Origin of the sequence: Tumebacillus lacus, assembly GCF_026410385.1 — a bacterium.
Taxonomy (GTDB): domain Bacteria; phylum Bacillota; class Bacilli; order Tumebacillales; family Tumebacillaceae; genus Tumebacillus; species Tumebacillus lacus.
Window position 1 is genome coordinate 268,109 of sequence record NZ_JAPMLT010000004.1, and the last position, 18,048, is coordinate 286,156.

At 56.4% G+C, this 18,048-nt stretch carries 13 protein-coding genes and 1 riboswitch; of the genes, 12 read left to right on the top strand and 1 reads right to left on the bottom strand.

Annotated elements, in window-relative coordinates:
• The first annotated feature begins 72 nt into the window (after positions 1 to 72).
• From OS242_RS10775 to OS242_RS10790, 4 genes are all read left to right on the top strand, one after another.
• Entirely contained in the window at positions 73 to 2,940 is a 2,868-nt protein-coding gene (locus OS242_RS10775; protein WP_267151690.1) for an RCC1 domain-containing protein, read from the top strand.
• Between the two features lie 75 nt (positions 2,941 to 3,015).
• On the top strand, positions 3,016 to 3,393 hold the full coding sequence (locus OS242_RS10780) for a carboxymuconolactone decarboxylase family protein (RefSeq protein WP_267151691.1): 378 nt from the start codon (positions 3,016 to 3,018) through the stop codon (positions 3,391 to 3,393).
• Between the two features lie 175 nt (positions 3,394 to 3,568).
• On the top strand, positions 3,569 to 6,349 hold the full coding sequence (locus OS242_RS10785; RefSeq protein ID WP_267151692.1) for an RCC1 domain-containing protein: 2,781 nt from the start codon (positions 3,569 to 3,571) through the stop codon (positions 6,347 to 6,349).
• Between the two features lie 296 nt (positions 6,350 to 6,645).
• The gene (locus tag OS242_RS10790) at positions 6,646 to 9,489 is read left to right on the top strand and encodes an RCC1 domain-containing protein (protein ID WP_267151693.1); all 2,844 of its coding nucleotides are present in this window, start codon (positions 6,646 to 6,648) and stop codon (positions 9,487 to 9,489) included.
• A gap of 33 nt (positions 9,490 to 9,522) precedes the next feature.
• Here the strand turns inward: OS242_RS10790 and OS242_RS10795 are convergent, their stop codons facing one another.
• The gene (locus OS242_RS10795; RefSeq protein WP_267151694.1) at positions 9,523 to 9,684 is read right to left on the bottom strand and encodes a hypothetical protein; all 162 of its coding nucleotides are present in this window, start codon (positions 9,682 to 9,684) and stop codon (positions 9,523 to 9,525) included.
• Between the two features lie 117 nt (positions 9,685 to 9,801).
• Here OS242_RS10795 and OS242_RS10800 point away from each other — a divergent pair, with 117 nt between their 5' ends.
• The 8 genes from OS242_RS10800 to OS242_RS10840 all read left to right on the top strand — a co-directional run bounded on the left by OS242_RS10800 (position 9,802) and on the right by OS242_RS10840 (position 17,978).
• Complete coding sequence (locus tag OS242_RS10800) at positions 9,802 to 10,608, top strand: serine hydrolase (protein ID WP_267151695.1); 807 nt, start codon at positions 9,802 to 9,804, stop codon at positions 10,606 to 10,608.
• Between the two features lie 154 nt (positions 10,609 to 10,762).
• Positions 10,763 to 10,900: riboswitch (cyclic di-AMP (ydaO/yuaA leader) on the top strand.
• 2 nt (positions 10,901 to 10,902) lie between these two features.
• A complete protein-coding gene (locus tag OS242_RS21325; protein ID WP_323372934.1) occupies positions 10,903 to 11,583 on the top strand; it encodes a C40 family peptidase in 681 nt (226 codons plus the stop codon).
• Between the two features lie 159 nt (positions 11,584 to 11,742).
• A complete protein-coding gene (locus OS242_RS10815) occupies positions 11,743 to 13,824 on the top strand; it encodes a carbon starvation CstA family protein (RefSeq protein ID WP_267151696.1) in 2,082 nt (693 codons plus the stop codon).
• Positions 13,821 to 14,015, top strand: coding sequence for a YbdD/YjiX family protein (locus tag OS242_RS10820; protein ID WP_267151697.1), 195 nt, complete (start codon positions 13,821 to 13,823; stop codon positions 14,013 to 14,015). Before OS242_RS10815 ends, OS242_RS10820 begins: the two co-directional genes overlap by 4 nt.
• A 155-nt stretch (positions 14,016 to 14,170) precedes the next feature.
• A complete protein-coding gene (locus OS242_RS10825) occupies positions 14,171 to 15,712 on the top strand; it encodes an HD-GYP domain-containing protein (protein ID WP_267151698.1) in 1,542 nt (513 codons plus the stop codon).
• 262 nt (positions 15,713 to 15,974) lie between these two features.
• Complete coding sequence (locus OS242_RS10830) at positions 15,975 to 16,487, top strand: YqeG family HAD IIIA-type phosphatase (protein ID WP_267151699.1); 513 nt, start codon at positions 15,975 to 15,977, stop codon at positions 16,485 to 16,487.
• 30 nt (positions 16,488 to 16,517) lie between these two features.
• A complete protein-coding gene (gene yqeH / locus OS242_RS10835; RefSeq protein WP_267151700.1) occupies positions 16,518 to 17,636 on the top strand; it encodes a ribosome biogenesis GTPase YqeH in 1,119 nt (372 codons plus the stop codon).
• Between the two features lie 117 nt (positions 17,637 to 17,753).
• Positions 17,754 to 17,978, top strand: coding sequence for a hypothetical protein (locus OS242_RS10840; protein WP_267151701.1), 225 nt, complete (start codon positions 17,754 to 17,756; stop codon positions 17,976 to 17,978).
• Positions 17,979 to 18,048 lie beyond the last annotated feature (70 nt).

The window sequence follows — 18,048 nt, forward strand, 5'->3', positions numbered from 1 at the left end:
TTGTTCTGATAAAGTGAGTTCGGTATAGGTTGAATATTTCCCAGTTTCGAAAAGAAAAGGAGGTGGCAATCGGTGAGACGTGTAACGAAAGTTCTCGTCGGCAGTTTGATCGCTACAATGGCGTGGGGCAGTGGCTGGTCGATGTCGTCACCGTACGGAATGACCGGGCAGACGGTGCACGCAGCAGGGGACAAGCACATCTTCGCGGGTGCTGGAAATTCGTTTGTCGTAACCGACAATCGTGCGTTTGGCAGCGGGGTGCCGGGTGCGATGGGCTATCCTAATCCACCGGAGGGCTTGATGGTGGTGCCGACCGAACTGAATCTGTCTGATCGAGTGGTAAATCCGGCTGTACGAAAGATCAGCGCTGGCGCGGGGCAGACTGTAGTGTTGGATGATGACGGAAACGTCTGGGCGATTGGACGGCAAGGAAGAGATGAGGTCTATCGCGGAGCGTTCGGAGACAACGAGGTGATCCACACCGATTGGACGCCTGTGTATGGTCTTACGAACATCGTCGAGATCGCCACAGGCACAGATCACTCCCTCGCTGTGAAAGCGGACGGCACTGTCTATGCATGGGGATACAACTTGACAGGACAGCTTGGCGTTCCGGTCGACACCGTCACGACTGCGATTCCCGTGCAGGTTCCTGGTCTGACCAATGTCAAGTCGGTGAGCGCCGGTGACGGGTATTCTCTGGCATTGAAAACGGACGGCACAGTCTGGAGTTTTGGTAGCAATCAAAGGGGTGAACTTGGGGTCGGTACAACGTTCGAATCGACATACACGCCGCAGCAAGTCTACGGTTTGTTCAACGTCGCGTCTATCGATGCTGGGAGTCATCACGCACTAGCTGTTCTACAAGACGGCACTGTCTGGGGTTGGGGCTATACGATGTCCGGCCAGGTGAATGACAGGAACGCGGCTTATGAGCCGTACCGGACGCAACCGCAAAAAAACCAGTTGGATCAGGTAACGGCGGTAAGTGCAGGCGAAACTTTCTCACTGGCGCTCAAGCAGGACGGCACGGTGTGGGCGTTTGGCAGCAATCTGTACGGCGAACTGGGCCAGGGCGGTCCGACAGCGAACAATCTGCATAATCCGACACCTCTGCAGATCCCGCAACTTTCACAAGTCACAGAGATCGCGGCTGGCGATCGGTTTGCACTGGCGAAACGGGCCGACAACAGCGTCTATGGCTGGGGAGAAAACATGGGGCAGCTTGGGATCGGACCTGTCAGTGATCCGTATGTGACAGCGCCGGTGCGCATGAAGGAACCTTTGAAGTTAAGGGTCGGGTATAAATCCGCGTCCCAAAACAGTTCCGAGTACATGGTGCAATACAGCCTATATGACTACCAAAATCCTGCGCTCAACCCGCCCGCACGTTTTGTGGTAAAGCGAGCCGGTGTGGAGGAGAGCGTTTGCAACGGTTCAGAAACTACTTGCACAGTCAGCATCCCGTCGAACGCGAGAGTAGGGGTGTTTGAAGTCAGCGCATATGACCTGCAGGACGGAACATTAATCGGGTCGCGGCAGATCAGGATCACCAATGGGGCATCTCGTTCCATGGTAGCGGTCGGCGATTATCACAGCATGTGGCGACAAGCGAACGGCACGCTGTACGGCTATGGTTTGAACAGCAACGGCCAGTTAGGGGACGGCACTTTCGATATGCGGTTGTCGCCAGTATCGACCCTATTCGGAGTTACCAATGTGACTGCAGGCAGTCGCTCGACACTCGTAAGCAAGTCAGACGGCACGATCTGGGCGTTTGGCGGAAACAGCAATGGGGAACTTGGCATAGGGAATACAATTGATCAGACCCTACCTGTTCAGGTGAGTCGGGTAGGAGGCGCTCCTTTGATCGATATGGGAAGTCATCACGCGATGGCAGGTGTGTTAGAAGGTCAGTTAGGTGAGGAAGAGGTTGTGCTTTACAGTTGGGGTTTAAACACATATGGTCAACTTGGTAACGGTGATAAGGCCAACCGATCAGTCCCTGAACCGTTTATCGGTTGGGATAGTGTGCTCTTCGGTTCGACATTAACTTCCACCGGATTCGGTCACACTCTGTTCGTAGCCGGTGACGGCAAAGTCTACGCAGTCGGTCGCAATGACTACGGTCAACTCGGCAACCGCACGACAACCGACAGCACTACACCGGTCGAAGTCCCCTATCTCTCCAACGTCGTCGCGATCTCCGCAGGGCCTTTGCACTCGGCGGCGTTGACTCGTGACGGTTCGATCTACACGTGGGGGTACAATGCGAGCGGTCAACTCGGGGATGGAACGTTCGAGCACAGTTCCGTGCCGGTCAAAGCCAAGACCGGGGCGTTCAACGTTGCAATGGACAGCGGGCGCGGTCATATGATCTCGACAGCCAGCGACGGCTCCGTCTGGACATGGGGCTACAATTTCAAAGGGCAACTCGGCAACGGCACCCGAACCGACAGTGCGTACCCCGCAAAAGTGCCCGGTCTGACCGTTGCCGACATCTCGGCAGGCGGCGAGCGGAGTGCCGTCATCCAAGAAGACGGGAGTGTCTATATGTTCGGAAGCAATTCTTATGGCGAATTGGGCGACGGTACCCGCACCTATTCGACCACTCCGGTCATAACAGGCGACTTGCTCGGACTTTCACTCTATGTGTCGGACAGTACGACATCCTCCCTGACGATCTCCACTTCGACGCTGACCCCCGTTGCCAAGCGGGTTGTGAAGCGTAACGGAGTCGTGATCTGTCAAGGCACTTGCGCGAATTTTGTGGATAGCGGCTTGACCGCCTTTACGCCGTATACCTACACCGTGGAAGCGTATGACGCCGTCGGCAAATTGCTCGCCAGCAAAACGCAGGTAGAAGCGACGCAAGCGTCTAACGGTCTGGAAGGATTTGAACAAGAGTACTTCCAAGAAGATTTCTACCCGTTGCAGTAAGGCAACCGGATAAATAATCGGTGCCCCTTTCGCTCAGGCTAGTGAAGAAATGGCTTGGGAAAGGGGCACCTCGTGATGGATCATTTACAATCGCAATACCCGCAAGACTACGTGCAAGACTCGATCCTCGCTTATAAAGAAGGCATCGGTCAGTTCGTGCAAAAGATGCCGGAGCTTGGCAACAAGTATCTGGAGTTCACCGCCGCCTGCTTCCAAGGCGGGGTGATCGGCGAAAAGGGAAAGCACTTGATGGCGCTCAGCATCGCGATCTGCCTGCAGGATGAGTATTGCATCATGTACCACGGCAAAGAAGCGTTGGACAAAGGCGCGACCGAACAGGAGATCCTCGAGACGGTCGGCGTCTGCGCCGCATTTGGCGGCGGGGCCGCCTTGGCGCAGGGCGTGACGCTGGTGAATGACATCGTCGTCGAGTACGGGCGACAAGGGTATTAATCAAGTGAATAACTGGAAAAGTCTCGTGTGTAAAGTTGAGCGCACGAGGCTTTTTTATGTTCTTAAAATAGATATAATATCATATTGATAGCTAGACTTAACACGTGTATGATAGCGTTTGTGGAGATATTTGTGAATTTTACAAATGTCATCCAATTAAAAGGAGGTTTGTGCGTTGAGACCTATTCAAAAAGTGATGATCGGCACCTTGATGACTACGATGGCATGGGGGGCCTGGTCGATGTCTGCCGCATACGCAGAAGAAACGCACATCTATGCAGGCGGTCAACTGACCTTTGTCACAATGGGCACCAAAGCGTTTGGCAGCGGCGATGGAGGAGCTTTGGGGTATTCCTACTCTACGACTGGCTATGCGTATGTCCCGACTGAGTTAAAACTGTCAGACGATGTGCGCAAGATCAGTCGGAGTGGACTGTTGACACTGGTGTTGAAGACTGACGGAACTGTTTGGGCGATGGGCAAGCAAGGGAAAGACGATGCCTACAACGGATCGGAGTTGCTAAAAAATGTCGCATATTCTGACTGGAAGCCTGTCTACGGACTGACCGGTGTCGTCGATATTGCGGCCGGTTCGGATCACGCGCTCGCCCTGAAAGCGGACGGCACGGTATGGGCGTGGGGACAAAATGATGTAGAACAGGTCGGTCTGCCAGTCGACACGCTTACGACAGCGATCCCGACGCGCGTGGAGGGGGTGACCGGTGTGAAGTCGATCAGTGCGGGAGATCGATACTCGCTCGCTTTGAAAACGGATGGGACCGTTTGGGGTTGGGGGATGAACAGCGGCGGACAACTGGGTGTGGGTACTCAAACAGACTCTTCCCGCACCCCCGTGCAAGTCCACAATCTAACCAACGTCGCGGCCGTCGATGCCGGCGACAGACACGCGTTGGCCGTGTTGGCAGACGGTACCGTCTGGGGCTGGGGGGATACGTGGACCGGTGCGGTGAAGGAGTATGATCCGGAACAAGGGCCGTTTATCCTCGAACCGGAGCCGATTTCGTTGCAAGGGGTGACAGAGGTAAGCGCGGGCAATGAGTTTTCGATGGCTCTCAAACAGGACGGAACTGTATGGGCCTGGGGAAGCGACCAGTACGGTGTGCTAGGACAAGGCATGGGGACTACAAACACCTTTTATAATCCTTCACCGGTGCAGGTGCTGTCGTTGTCTCAAATCACGGAAATCGCGGCGGGCGACAACTCAGCGCTGGCGAAGACGGCAGATAACAGCATCTACAGTTGGGGCGACATCTACGGAGGATTGGGTATCGGTTATGTCGAGGGAGTGAATGATTCCACCCCGAAGCGCATGAAAAATCCGCTGATGTTGAGCGCGGAGTGGGAAAAAACCGGCCCGTCCGAGATCACGCTGAACTATCGCTTGCAGGACGCGGTCGACCCGACCCTCCAACCTGCCGCCCGGTACGTCGTGGTGCGCTCCGGGGACGGGGGACCGACTTGTGACGGGGCGGAGACGACCTGTAACTTCAGCAACTTGCCGGGCAACGAGTCGGTGTTTGAGATCACTGCGTACGATGCGAACAACAACTGGGTCGCGCAAAAACGACTTTGGGTGCCCTCTGTTTCACTGGCGAAGCGCAGCGACGGCGACTACCACAGCATGTGGCTGAAAGAGGACGGCACGTTGCACGCCTTCGGGTTGAACAGCAACGGGCAACTCGGCGACGGTACTCGCACCAATCGACTGTACCCAGTGCAGGTCATGAGCGGCGTTACGAATACGGCCGCCGGGTATCGCTCGACGCTTGCAAGCAAGTCGGATGGCACGCTGTGGGCGTTTGGAGCCAACAACTACGGACAACTCGGCTATGGAAATACGACGGAGCAACTCAAGCCCGTGCAAGTGAAAAACGTGTTGAACGTCACGGCTTTCGATCTGGAGGATCATCATGGCGCGGCTGTCACAGCGGATGGCAGTGTCTGGACGTGGGGCTCGAACAGCAACGGGCAATTGGCGACGGGAGACAAGACCAACCGTCTGGCTCCGATCAAAGTCACAACGCTCACCGGCGTCAAGGACGTGAAAACCGGTTCGGGACACACGCTGTTTTTGAAAAACGACGGCACCGTCTGGTCGGTTGGCCGCAATGACTTCGGCCAACTCGGCAACCGAACCGCTGTCGACAGCGCCGTGCCGGTGCAAGTAGCACATCTCGCCAATATCGTTGCGATCTCGGCAGGACCGCTTCACTCGGCCGCGCTGACTCGCGACGGAGACATTTATACGTGGGGCTACAATGTGAGCGGACAACTGGGAAATGGCAATCTCCTCAACAGCTCCGTTCCGGTCAAGACAAGTGCGTGGAAGTTTCACCTCTCGATGGATGCCGGCCGCGGTCATATGATCTCGACCGCAAGCGATGGCTCGGTCTGGACATGGGGGTACAATTTCAAAGGGCAATTGGGGAACGGTAGCCGCACCGACACCGCCACTCCGGTGGAACTGACCGGTCAAACCGCCGTCAAGGTATCGGCAGGCGGCGAGCACAGCGGCGTGATCCAGGCGGACGGTAAGGCGTTTGCGTTCGGCAGCAACTCCTACGGCGAGGCAGGCGACGGCACTCGCACGTACTCGACCACAGCCGTGCAGGTCGGCTCGCCGTACGCCCTGTCGCTGTACGTCACCTCTCCGTCCTCGACGACCATGTCGATCTCGACATCGGCGACTGGCGTGGCGAAGCGGATGATCTTCCGCAATGACTTGAAGATCTGCGAAGGCATCTGCTCGGGACACACCGACAGCGGCCTGACCGCGTTCACGCCGTACACCTACCGCGTCGATGCGTTTGACGCGAACAACCAGTTGGTCGCCAGCAAGCAAGTCGTCGAAGCGACGAAGGCTGCAACTGCGAGCTCTGGTCTGGAAGGATTTGAGCAAGAGTACTTTGAGGAAGATTTCTATCCATTGCAGTAAGGCACCAGGTCAATAATCGGGCCTCTTTTGCTTCAGGATAGTGGCAGCCCGCGATGGATCAAGTGCAATCGCATACCTGCAAGACTACATGCAGGACTGGCGTGACGCTGGTGAACGACATCGTCGTCGAGTACGGGCGACAAGGGCATTAAATACGTAACGAAAGACCTCGCAGATGCGGGGTCTTTTTATTTATTGCAGTAAAACTAGGGATAAAGACATATTGATGAGTGTTTAAGATCCATGTATGATAAGGCATATGGAAATTTTTGTTTTTTATATGAGGAGGAAGAGCGATGAAAACGAGCAAGAAAGTCATCACCGGACTGTTGGCGACCGCGTTGGTGATGGGGGGAGTTCTCGCGCCCAATGCGGAAGCGGCCGGAGAGAAGCACATTTACGCTGGTGGCGGGGCGACCTTTGTGACGATCGACAACAAAGCGTGGGGTAGCGGCGGTTCGCTCAGCACGGGCTTTTATGACTATTATAGCGCTAACCAATATGCCAAGACTCCACAGGAATTGAATTTACAAAATGATGTGAAGAAGATCGCAAGCGGAGGCGGAGGGGGATTTAGCTATGTCCTAAAAACAGATGGCACGGTCTGGTCGATCGGCTACAACGTTTCATCACAGACGGGCAACGGTGCGGTGCTGAGCCGTGGGTATACCGACAAATGGGCGGCGATCCCCAGTCTGACCAATGTGGTGGATGTGGCGGCGGGCAAGGACCACGGACTCGCCTTGAAAGCGGACGGTACGGTCTGGGCATGGGGGGACAATCATTCGAGAGAGTTGGGCGATATCGAATCGTATAGCCCGCGACTCCTTCCCTTCCAAGTACCAATCACCGATGCTGCATCGATTGCTGCTGGAGATGATTTTTCGTTGGTGCTGAAAAAGGACGGGACGGTATGGGCATTCGGATCAAACGACTTTGGTCAACAGGGCACGACCGATGTTGAGGTGTACCCTGGATCTTACATGTATCCCCATCAGGTGCAAGGACTCACCAACGTCAAATCGATTCACACTGGCCACCGCCACGCCTTGGCCGTGCTGCAGGACGGCACCGTTTGGGGCTGGGGCAACAATGATTATGGACAACTCGGCGACACGTCGTACATCGCTCCTGAACCTGTGCAACTTCCTCTGACTGACGTGGCAACGGCTGCAACCGGGGAATCTTTTACTCTTCTGTTGAAGACAGACGGGTCCGTTTGGGCGCTAGGCAGCAATGGATCGTACGGACTTGGACAAGGTGTGGATCTGGACGTGCTGCCGGGAAGCACCGTTCCGCTACAGATCAAATCCCTGAGCGGTATCACGGAAGTGGCAGCCTCTGGATCTGTCGGGATGGCTTTGGCGGCCGATGGTTCCGTCTATGTATGGGGAGAGGGCACGATGGGGGAGGTCGGACTGGGACTTTGCTCGCCGACCACAGACCCGTGGTCGTACATCACGGCAACTGCCCCTACGAAATGGAACCCGTTACCGGAATTGACGGTGACAGCACAAACGGTCAGCACAACGCAGATCAATCTGACGTACGATCTACACGAGTATGAAAATATACTGTCTCATCCGGCTGTCCATTACAAGGTTCGCCGCGATTCGGAAGTGATTTACGAGGGTCCGAATACGAGCTATGCCGACACCGGACTGGAAGGCTCAATCTACTATTACAGCGTCGACGTCTATGATGCGGAAGGCAACCTGCTCGCACGCAAAGATCTGCGGGCCAAAACGTCCTCCCGTAAAATGCTGTCAAACGGCGACTATCATTCGTTGATGTTGCTCGAAGACGGCACGCTGAAGTCGTATGGCCTGAACAGCAACGGGCAACTCGGTGACGGCACCCGAACCAACCTGCTTACGCCAAAGACGGTGCTTACCGGCGTTACCAAGGCGGCCGCTGGATATCGCTCCTCGCTGGCACTTAAAGAAGACGGCACGCTGTGGGCGTGGGGGGCAAACAGCTACGGGGAGCTCGGGTACGGCAACACGACCGAACAACTCAAGCCGGTGCAGGTGAAAAATCTGACAAACGTCACCAACTTTGACTCAGAGAGCTATCACGGAGCAGCCGTGACGGCAGACGGCAGCGTTTGGACGTGGGGATTGAATACCAACGGGCAGTTGGGGACAGGGGACAAGACCAATCGCCTCGCTCCGGTCAAATCGCCGCTGATTTCCGGCGTCAAAGACGTGAAGACCGGATACGGTCACACCGTGTTTCTAAAAAACGACGGCACCGTCTGGACGGTCGGACGCAACGAATACGGTCAGCTCGGCAACGGCACCACCAACGAGTCTGTAACCCCGGTGCAAGTCCCGTATATTCATGACGCCGTCGCCATCGTGACCGGCCCGTTGCACTCGGCCGCTATGCTCAGCGACGGATCGGTCTGGACGTGGGGCTACAACGCCAGCGGTCAACTCGGCATTAGTCCGGATTATTTTGGAACGTACAGCTCGCTCCCGGTCGAAACCCACATAGGAGGGGCAAAGTCCATTGACAGTGGTCGAGGCCACATTCTCGGACTTCAATCAAACGGCATGATTGTCTCGTGGGGGTATAACTTCAAAGGTCAACTCGGCGACGGCACCCGAAAAGACGACTATTTCGGCATAACTATCAACTCGCCGAAAAACGTCATCGGCATCGCCGCGGGCGGCGAACACAGCGGCGCGATCACCGCGGATGGCAAGTATTATGCATTCGGCAGCAACTCCTACGGCGAGGCAGGCGACGGCACCCGCACCTACTCGACCACGGCCGTGCAGGTCGGCTCGCCGTACGCACTGTCTCTGTACGTCACCTCTCCGTCCTCGACGACCATGTCGATCTCGACGTCGGCCACCGGCGTGGCGAAGCGGATGATCTTCCGCAACGACTTGAAGATCTGCGAAGGCATTTGTTCGGGACACATCGACAGCGGCCTGACCGCGTTTACGCCGTATACCTATCGCGTCGATGCGTTTGACGCGAACAACCAGTTGGTCGCCAGCAAGCAAGTCGTCGAAGCAACGAAGGCCGACACGACGACCAACGGAACGGACGCGTTTGAGAAAGAATACTTTGAAGAAGATTACTACCCGATCTATCCAGATCAAATGCAAACGAAAAAGAATCGATAAAAAAAGGCCGCTGGATCGCCAGCGGCCTTTTCTTTACATGCGCACGTCGAGGTTCACGCCGACGCCCGACTGCAGGGCAGCCAGGTTGTTGACGATGCCTTGCGTGACGGGGGCGAGGGCTTGCACTTGTTGCATCGCCATCGCTTGTTGCATCGCCCAGAGGTTAACGGACGTTTGGACATTGCTTACATTCATTCTTAACACCTCCACTTCTTATTTTAAATAAGAAAGGAATCTTTGTCCAGATGTCGTAGAATGTAGCAAGAGAGTTAGAGAGTTAGAGAGTTTGACCTAGAGAGGATGTGCACCGCTTTGTTGAACACGTTGCAACCTGCGCTGAATCAACTGCTTGCCGATGCGGACGGGACGTTCGCCGCGTCGATCTATCATTTTGAGTCCCATACTTCGTTTGACTATCGGGCGGACGAAACGTTTTATGCCGCGTCGATCATCAAAGTGCCGATCATGGCCGCCGTCTACGAACAGGCGTTTCAAGGCCGTCTGCGCCTCTCGGAGCGCATCCGCGTGGAAGCGGAAGACATGGTGGTCGGCTCCGGCAACCTGCAACATCTGTCGCCGGGTCTGGAACTGTCGATCCATGATCTGACCACGCTGATGATCATCGAAAGCGACAACACCGCCACCAACCTCCTGATCGACCGACTGGGCCGGACGACGATCCAAGCGGCGTTGGCCGGGTGGGATCTGCCGGGCACGTCGTTCCACAACAAGCTCTGCATCATCCCGGCTCAGATCGAACACTACAACCTGATCACCGCCGCCGACATGACCCGCCTGATGACGATGATCGGGCAAGGCAAGATCGTCTCGTGGCACGCCTGTAACGAGATGGTCAAGATCTTGAAAGCGCAAAAGTTTAACGACGGCATCCCGGCGAAACTCCCGGTCGACACCAACGCTCCCGTCGGCGCGATGCCCGCCTTTGAGATGGCGCACAAAACCGGCTGGGTGACCGGCACGGAACACGACGTAGGACTGCTCTATTTCCCGGGACATACGTTTGCCGTCTCGGTGCTGAGCAAAGAGATTCGTGACCGCGCCGAAGCGAAACGCGTCATGTCGGAAGTGGGTCGCCTCTTATATGAAGCGACAAAATAACCGGAAATCAGGCCCGACTTCACAGTGAAGTCGGGCTTTTTTTACAGACGCTTCCAAAAGTCACTGAAATTTTGAAATTCCAGTCGAATATTTGGAAGATTTGAGTCTATGATCCGTTGATTTCTGACAATTGATATGCTAGACTTCTGCATATCGCGAATATTGGCCGAATCTGGCAGAGATGCCAGTACGGGGGATGAACGTCTATTTTTTGGGGTGAAACCGCTGTGTGCGGAAGGGTGCTCTCGCCCGAACCCGTCAACTAACCTCGGAGGCATAGGGAGGAAGATTTTGTTGAAAAAGTCTTTTCGCGCGGTGGCACTGGCTGCCGTTCTGTTCGGTTCTTTGTTGTCGACCCAATCGGCTTATGCCTTCTACGGGGAGAGCAGCGTGTTGACCATCGGTTCGCAAAACGCGGATGTGACCGCTTTGCAGGCTGACCTGCGTCTGCTTGGGTACTTCACCTACCCGACCAACACCGGCTACTTCGGTGAAGTGACGGCAGACGCGGTCAAAGCGTTCCAAAAGGCGCACGGCCTTGAAGCGAACGGCAAAGTGGGTCTGACCACCGGCCCGATGATCAAAGCGGAAGCGAATGCGAAACGTCCGGCTGCCTCGGCTGTCGGCTCGCAACTGATCGAATCGGCTAAAACGTATCTCGGAACGCCGTACCGTTGGGCGGGCCGCGATGCAAACGGCTTTGATTGCTCCGGTTTTGTCGGTTTTATCTACGCACAGCAAAACATCAGCCTGTCCCGTACGGCAGCTGATATCTATAACCAAGGCAGCGCCACGTCGGACCCGCAACCGGGCGACCTCGTCTTCTTCAACACGTATGACAGCGGGGCGACGCACGTCGGCATCTACCTCGGCCAGAACCAGTTCATCTCGGCGACCACGTCGCACGGCGTCAAGATCGATACGTTTGACGGCTACTGGGGCCCGCGCTACCTCGGTGCTCGCACTGTCCTGTAGTCTCATCCACTTATCTGTTGTATCAAATGTTTAAGTCTCCCGGATTACGGGAGGCTTTTTTTCTTTTGCAAGAAGGATAATTGTTCAGACTTATCGTATAATTTGTGTAGTGAAATGCTTTCATCAATTAAGAGAATACGAAAAGGGGGAGAGCACGAGATGAAAAAAGGATTGCTCTCAATTCTGATCTGGACGGTAATCTCGGTCCTGGGAGCCTCTGCGTTTGCCCTGTTGGCGCTGAACAACAACGAAACGATCAGCGCGGCATGGGTCATCGTGGCGGCGTTCTGCACCTACGCGATCGGTTACCGCTTCTACTCCAAATTTATTGCGAAAAAAGTCATGGAGCTCGACGACAAGCGGGCGACCCCGTCTGAGGTCAACGACGACGGCAAGGACTTTGTGCCGACGAACAAATGGGTTCTGTTCGGCCACCACTTTGCGGCGATCGCAGGCGCAGGTCCGCTGGTCGGACCGATCCTCGCCGCACAGATGGGCTATCTGCCGGGGATGCTCTGGATCCTCGTCGGCGTCGTGCTCGGCGGCGCGGTACAAGACTTCGTGATCCTGTTCGGCTCGATGCGCCGCAACGGCAAATCGCTCGGTCAGATCGCCAAAGAAGAGATCGGGCCGGTCGGCGGCTTCCTCGCCGGTTTGGGCATCATCATGATCATGGTCATCCTGATCGCCGTGCTGGCAATGGTCGTCGTCAATGCGCTGTACCACAGCCCGTGGGCGACCTTCACGATCGCGATGACGATTCCGATTGCGATCTTCATGGGTGTGTACATGCGCTTCATCCGTCCGGGCCGCGTCCTGGAAGGGTCTCTGATCGGCTTTGTGTTGATGATGGCAGCGCTGGTCGCCGGCCAATATGTGGCCGAGTCTTCCATCGCGCATTGGTTCGACTATGAAAAGACCACGCTCGCGTGGCTGATGATGGGCTACGGCCTGATCGCTTCCATCCTGCCGGTCTGGCTGCTGCTGGCACCGCGCGACTATCTCTCTTCGTTCCTGAAGATCGGCACCATCGTGCTGCTGGCGGCCGGCATCCTGATCACCCTGCCGGAATTGCAGATGCCGAAAGTCACCAAGTTTATCGACGGTTCCGGTCCGGTGTTTGCAGGTCCGCTGTTCCCGTTCCTCTTCATCACCATCGCGTGCGGCGCGATCTCCGGGTTCCACTCGCTGGTCTCGTCGGGCACGACGCCGAAGATGATTCAACGGGAAAGCAACTCTCGCTTGATCGGTTACGGCTCGATGCTGATGGAGTCGGGCGTCGCGATCATGGCGCTGATCGCAGCCTGCGCCCTGACGCCGGGTCTGTACTTCGCCATCAACTCGCCGGCAGCTGTCATGGGCCCAGACGCGGCCTCGGCTGTCGCAGCCGTGCAAAAACTCGGCTTCACCGTCTCGGCGAACGATCTGACCCAACTCGCCAAAGACATCGGCGAGAGCACGATCATCTCCCGCACGGGCGGCGCTCCGGCGCTGGCGATCGGCATGGCGATGATCTTCAAGGACTTCCTCGGCGGTCCGACGATGATGGCTTTCTGGTATCACTTCGCGATCCTGTTCGAAGCGGTGTTCATCCTGACCACCGTCGATGCAGGCACCCGGATCGGCCGCTTCATGCTCCAAGACTACATCGGCAACTTCGCTCCGTCGTTTGCGAAAACTGACAAGTTCCTGCCCAACCTGATCGCATCGGGTCTGGTCACGGCAGGCTGGGGGTACTTCCTCTACGCCGGGGTCGTCGACCCGCTGGGCGGCATCAACTCGCTGTGGGCGATGTTTGGCATCGCCAACCAGATGCTGGCGGGGATCGCGTTGATCGTCGCGACCACCTATCTGCTGAAGATGGGCAAAGCTCGACACATCTGGGTCACGATGATCCCGCTGTCGTGGCTGTTGATCACGACACTGAGCGCAGGCTGGATGAAGATCTTCTCCGACAAACCGGGCCTTGGCTTCCTCGCTCACGCCAATCAGTTCGAAGCGGCGCTGGATCAAGGCAAGATGCTCGGCGCGGCCAAGACGCCGGCGCAGATGGAGCAGATCATCTTCAACGACCGTCTCGACGCCTTTGTCTGTGCGTTGTTCATGTTGATCGTCATCGCGACCTTGATCGACGCCGTCCGCGTCTGGATCAAGATCCTGCGCAACCAAAACACGCTGCCGCTGGCCGAGTCGCCGTACGTCGCTTCTAAAAACTACACGGACACCGGGATCTCGGCATGAACAACACGCTGGTCTGGATGAGCAAAGCTCGCTCCACCGTCAAGACGATGTTCGGCATGCCGGATTATGAGAAATATTTGGAACACCACCGGGCCAATCACCCGGATCAAGAACCGATGAACGAAAAAGAATTTTATCTGCAACGTCTCAAAGACCGCTACGAATCGGGCGGCGCCACGCGCTGCTGCTGATTGAATGAGCTGTCGTTAACCGATTTGCGACAAAAAGCGACCTGTTTGATTACAAACAGGTCGCTTTTTGATGTAATTTAGACTAAAATAGAGGTAGATTGAAATGTAGACCACGGATGGTAAAATCCCCCAGAATAGGAGGGGTAGGGGCAAGTATGGAAGCCTATAAAGTATTTGTGCGCCATCTCATTCGCAACTACGTATTGGGATCGCTCGTTGCGATATTCTGTGTGGCCGGATTTTTTGGCATGCCGATCTTGCAGATCGCAAGGGAGGATGCCGGTCTCTTGTCGTTGACGCTCGCGCTGTCCACTGTGTCGCTGCTGGTCGTGGAGATCGCGGCGTTCCGCAGACAGTTGCGGCCGATTCGGGATTTTTTTGGGGAAAGGCCCCGTTCGGCTGAACAATTCATGAAAGTCTATCTGTATGTCCATCGCATGCCGCTGATGGCGGTCAAGCGGATCTTCGGCCCGCACCTGCTGGGATTTTTGGTGCCGGCTGTGGCGATCACCGTCTGGCAGATCGAGGCGGGCATCTTGGATCTGTCGTTCCATTACATCTATTTGGCTCTGATCGGCTCCGGGCTGATGGCCGGGATGCATGCGGTCGTCGAGTTTTTCCTGACCGCCGAAGCGATCCAGCCGCTGCTCAATGAACTGCGTGGACTGGCCACTCGCGAGTTTGCCGTCAAAGACGTCAAGCTCGACGGCAACGTGATCGTCTCGATCAACCGCAAGTTTACGCTGAGTGCGCTTTTGATCGGCACGTTCCCGCTGTTTCTGTTTTCGTTTGCCGCGCAACTCCAGTTTCAGGAGGCCAACGTGCTCGTCGGCGACTACTGGCGCTGGGCTGCGACGATCCTTGTGCTCGGCATTGCCTTCGCCGCCTTGAGCGCGTGGCTGATGGCGCGAGCGGTGCACAAGCCGATCGACCAACTGGAAAACCTGATGGCCGACGTGCAAAAAGGCCAGTTTGACGTGCGGGCGACCGATCTGTACTCGGACGAGTTCTCCCGCCTTGTCACCGGCTTTAACTTGATGGTCGACGGTTTGGCACGCCGGGACGCGTTGAACAGCCAGTTGATGGATTCGTACTTTGCCACGCTGGCGGCGGCGCTCGATGCCCGCGATCCGTACACGGCGGGTCACTCGATCCGCGTGGCGAACTTCTCCGTCCAGATCGGCAAGCAAGGCGGTCTTGGCGTCACCGAACTGGATCTGCTGCGCAAATCGGCTTTGCTGCACGACATCGGCAAGATCGGCATCCGCGACTCGGTGCTGCTCAAAGAGGGCAAGTTGACCGACGAAGAATTTGACCAGATCAAGATGCACCCGGCGATGGGCGAGGCGATCTTGCGCCAGATCCAGCCGCACGAAGCGATGGCTCCGCTGCTGCCGGGTGTGCGTTCCCATCATGAGCGCTATGACGGACGCGGCTACCCGGACGGGCTGGCCGGCGAGGAGATCCCGCTGTTTGGGCGGATCATCGCGGTCGCCGACGCGTTTGACGCGATGACGTCCGACCGGCCGTACCGCAAAGGGATGCCGGTGGACAAGGCGCTGTCGATTCTCGAAGAAGGACGCGGCACGCAGTGGGACCCGGCGTTTGTCGAGACGTTTGTCAACTGGGTGCGGGCGCAGGAAGGCTCTCTGGAAAAAAAGTTTGACCATCTGGACAAGTTGGAACGGGTGATGTGACGGCGTTTGCGGTCGATTTTTCGCACGTGTGGAAAAACGTCAATAAATTACCAATCGTGTCGAAAAGGATTTTTGCAGACGTTTGTCTAATACAATGATTGCAACAGTGAAGTACCACACGAAAAAACCTCTGTCCTACCCTCGAGCCGGGAGCAGAGGTTTTTTCGCGTTTTCTATGGCGTGTGATTTGCCTTCTGTGATATCCTCTACAGGTGATGGATGAAATGGAGAATCTTTCACATTCTAGAGGAGACGATACAGAATGAAAAGACTGATCCCCGACTTATTCGTCGAGTCGGTTTACAACATCGATCTCGATCAGCTGCAGGCGCGCGGCATCAAAGGCATCATCACCGACCTCGACAACACGCTCGTGCGTTGGGATGAGCCGGATGCCACCCCCCGGTTGATCGAATGGCTGGACCATGTGCGGGACACGCGCGGCCTCAAAGTCTGCATCGTCTCGAACAACCAGGACCATCGGGTCGAACGATTTGCCAAACCGCTGAACATCCCGTGGATCGCCAAGGCGCGCAAACCGATCAACGCCCCGTTCCACAAAGGGTTGCAGGTGCTGGGCACCACGCGGGAAGAGACGGTCGTCATCGGCGACCAACTGTTTACCGACGTGCTCGGGGGCAACCGGATGGGCATGTACACGATCCTCGTCGTGCCGGTGGGCGAAAAAGAATTTATCGGCACCAAGGTGTTGCGGATGATGGAGCGCATCGCGCTGCGCATCTTGCGCCGCCGGGGATTGATCCCTTGGGACTAGTCGAGAGAATACGGGAGTGAACCTACACACATGTCAGAACTGGATTTGATCTGCACCGGATGCGGCATCGGCATTCAGACGGAAGAAAAGGACCGGCCGGGCTACGCACCGCTCAACTCGGTCGTCGAACGCGAATACCCCGTCTGCCAGCGCTGTTACCGCATCAAACATTACAGCGACGTGGCACCGGTCACGCTCGACAATGAAAATTTCCGCAAGATCCTCTCCGACATCGCCAAGCGTCCGGCACTGGTCGTCAAGGTCGTCGACCTGTTCGACTTTGCCGGGAGCTGGGTGAAGGAGATCAAGCAATACGTCGGCAAAAACCCGATCGTGCTGGTCGCCAACAAAGCCGATCTGCTGCCGCGCAGCACCAACTGGGACAAAGTCGAGACCTGGTTGCGCCATGAGGTGGCCAAGCAGGGCGTTGAGGTGTCGAGCATCATCCTGATCTCCGCCAAAAAGCGCCTCGGCATCGAAGAGGTCAAAACGGCCATCGAAGCCAAGGGGAAAGACAAGGACGTCTATGTCGTCGGCACGGCAAACGTCGGCAAATCGACGCTGATCAACGGCCTGATGAACTTGTTTGGCGAAGAGAACGGCGGCGAACTGACCACGTCACGCTATCCGGGCACCACCTTGTCGACGATCCGCATGGACCTGCCGACCGGCCGCTCGATCATCGACACGCCGGGGATCATGACCACGCACCGCCTGACCGACCTCGTGTCGGCCAAATCGCTGCGCATCATCACGCCGGAGACGTACATAGACCCGAAAACGTATCAGCTCAACGACCGTCAGACGCTGTTCCTCGGCGGGCTGTGCCGCTTTGATTATCTGGAAGGTCCGAAGCAAGGCTTCACCATCTACGCGGCCAACCAACTGGAGGTTCACCGCACCAAATTGGAAAACGCGGACAATCTCTATGAAAAGCATCTCGGCACGCTGCTGACCCCGCCGCTGGAGCAGGACTCCGACCTGCTGCGCAAACTGTACACCCATTCGTTTACGCTCAAGTCGGGCCATCCGCAGGACATCGTCATCTCGGGTCTCGGTTGGATCACCCTGCGCGGCCGGGACGGCGCACAGGTAAAGATCCACGCGCCCAAAGGCGTCGACGTGCATCTGCGGCGCGCGCTGATCTGATCCTGCCACCCCGGTCTGATGATCTAGCATCGACAGGTTCCCGTGTCATATTTCAACATAACTCCCCATACACCTTAGATACACACCTTGAAACGACGAGGACGGAGGGGACGCTTGTTGGAAACGATGACGAAGGAACGCCGCCGCACGATCACCCGCCTGTTGGTAAACCGCTATGGTCGAGGAGAGCATCTGCGCATTGAACAGTTGATGGACCACCTGCGCCAAGAAGTCGATCATGTCCGGGAGGAACAGCCGGAACTCTCCGAGTATCAACTCTACGATCTGACATTTTCCTTTGGTGAGAACGGCCTGGTGCTCCAGATGGAGTTTCGCCGATAGCTCCCTAGACCTCTAGACCTGCTGAGAGATAGCTCGGCAGGTCTTTTCGTGTTACACTGAGAGGAAAAGG

What these genes read in the sequence shown, in the direction of transcription:
- OS242_RS10780 (WP_267151691.1), top strand. Translation starts at nt 3,016, where the DNA reads ATGGATCATTTACAATCGCAATACCCGCAAGACTACGTGCAAGACTCG.
- OS242_RS10790 (WP_267151693.1), top strand. Translation starts at nt 6,646, where the DNA reads ATGAAAACGAGCAAGAAAGTCATCACCGGACTGTTGGCGACCGCGTTG.
- OS242_RS10795 (WP_267151694.1), bottom strand. Translation starts at nt 9,684, where the DNA reads ATGAATGTAAGCAATGTCCAAACGTCCGTTAACCTCTGGGCGATGCAA.
- OS242_RS10815 (WP_267151696.1), top strand. Translation starts at nt 11,743, where the DNA reads ATGAAAAAAGGATTGCTCTCAATTCTGATCTGGACGGTAATCTCGGTC.
- OS242_RS10820 (WP_267151697.1), top strand. Translation starts at nt 13,821, where the DNA reads ATGAACAACACGCTGGTCTGGATGAGCAAAGCTCGCTCCACCGTCAAG.
- OS242_RS10825 (WP_267151698.1), top strand. Translation starts at nt 14,171, where the DNA reads ATGGAAGCCTATAAAGTATTTGTGCGCCATCTCATTCGCAACTACGTA.
- OS242_RS10830 (WP_267151699.1), top strand. Translation starts at nt 15,975, where the DNA reads ATGAAAAGACTGATCCCCGACTTATTCGTCGAGTCGGTTTACAACATC.
- yqeH (WP_267151700.1), top strand. Translation starts at nt 16,518, where the DNA reads ATGTCAGAACTGGATTTGATCTGCACCGGATGCGGCATCGGCATTCAG.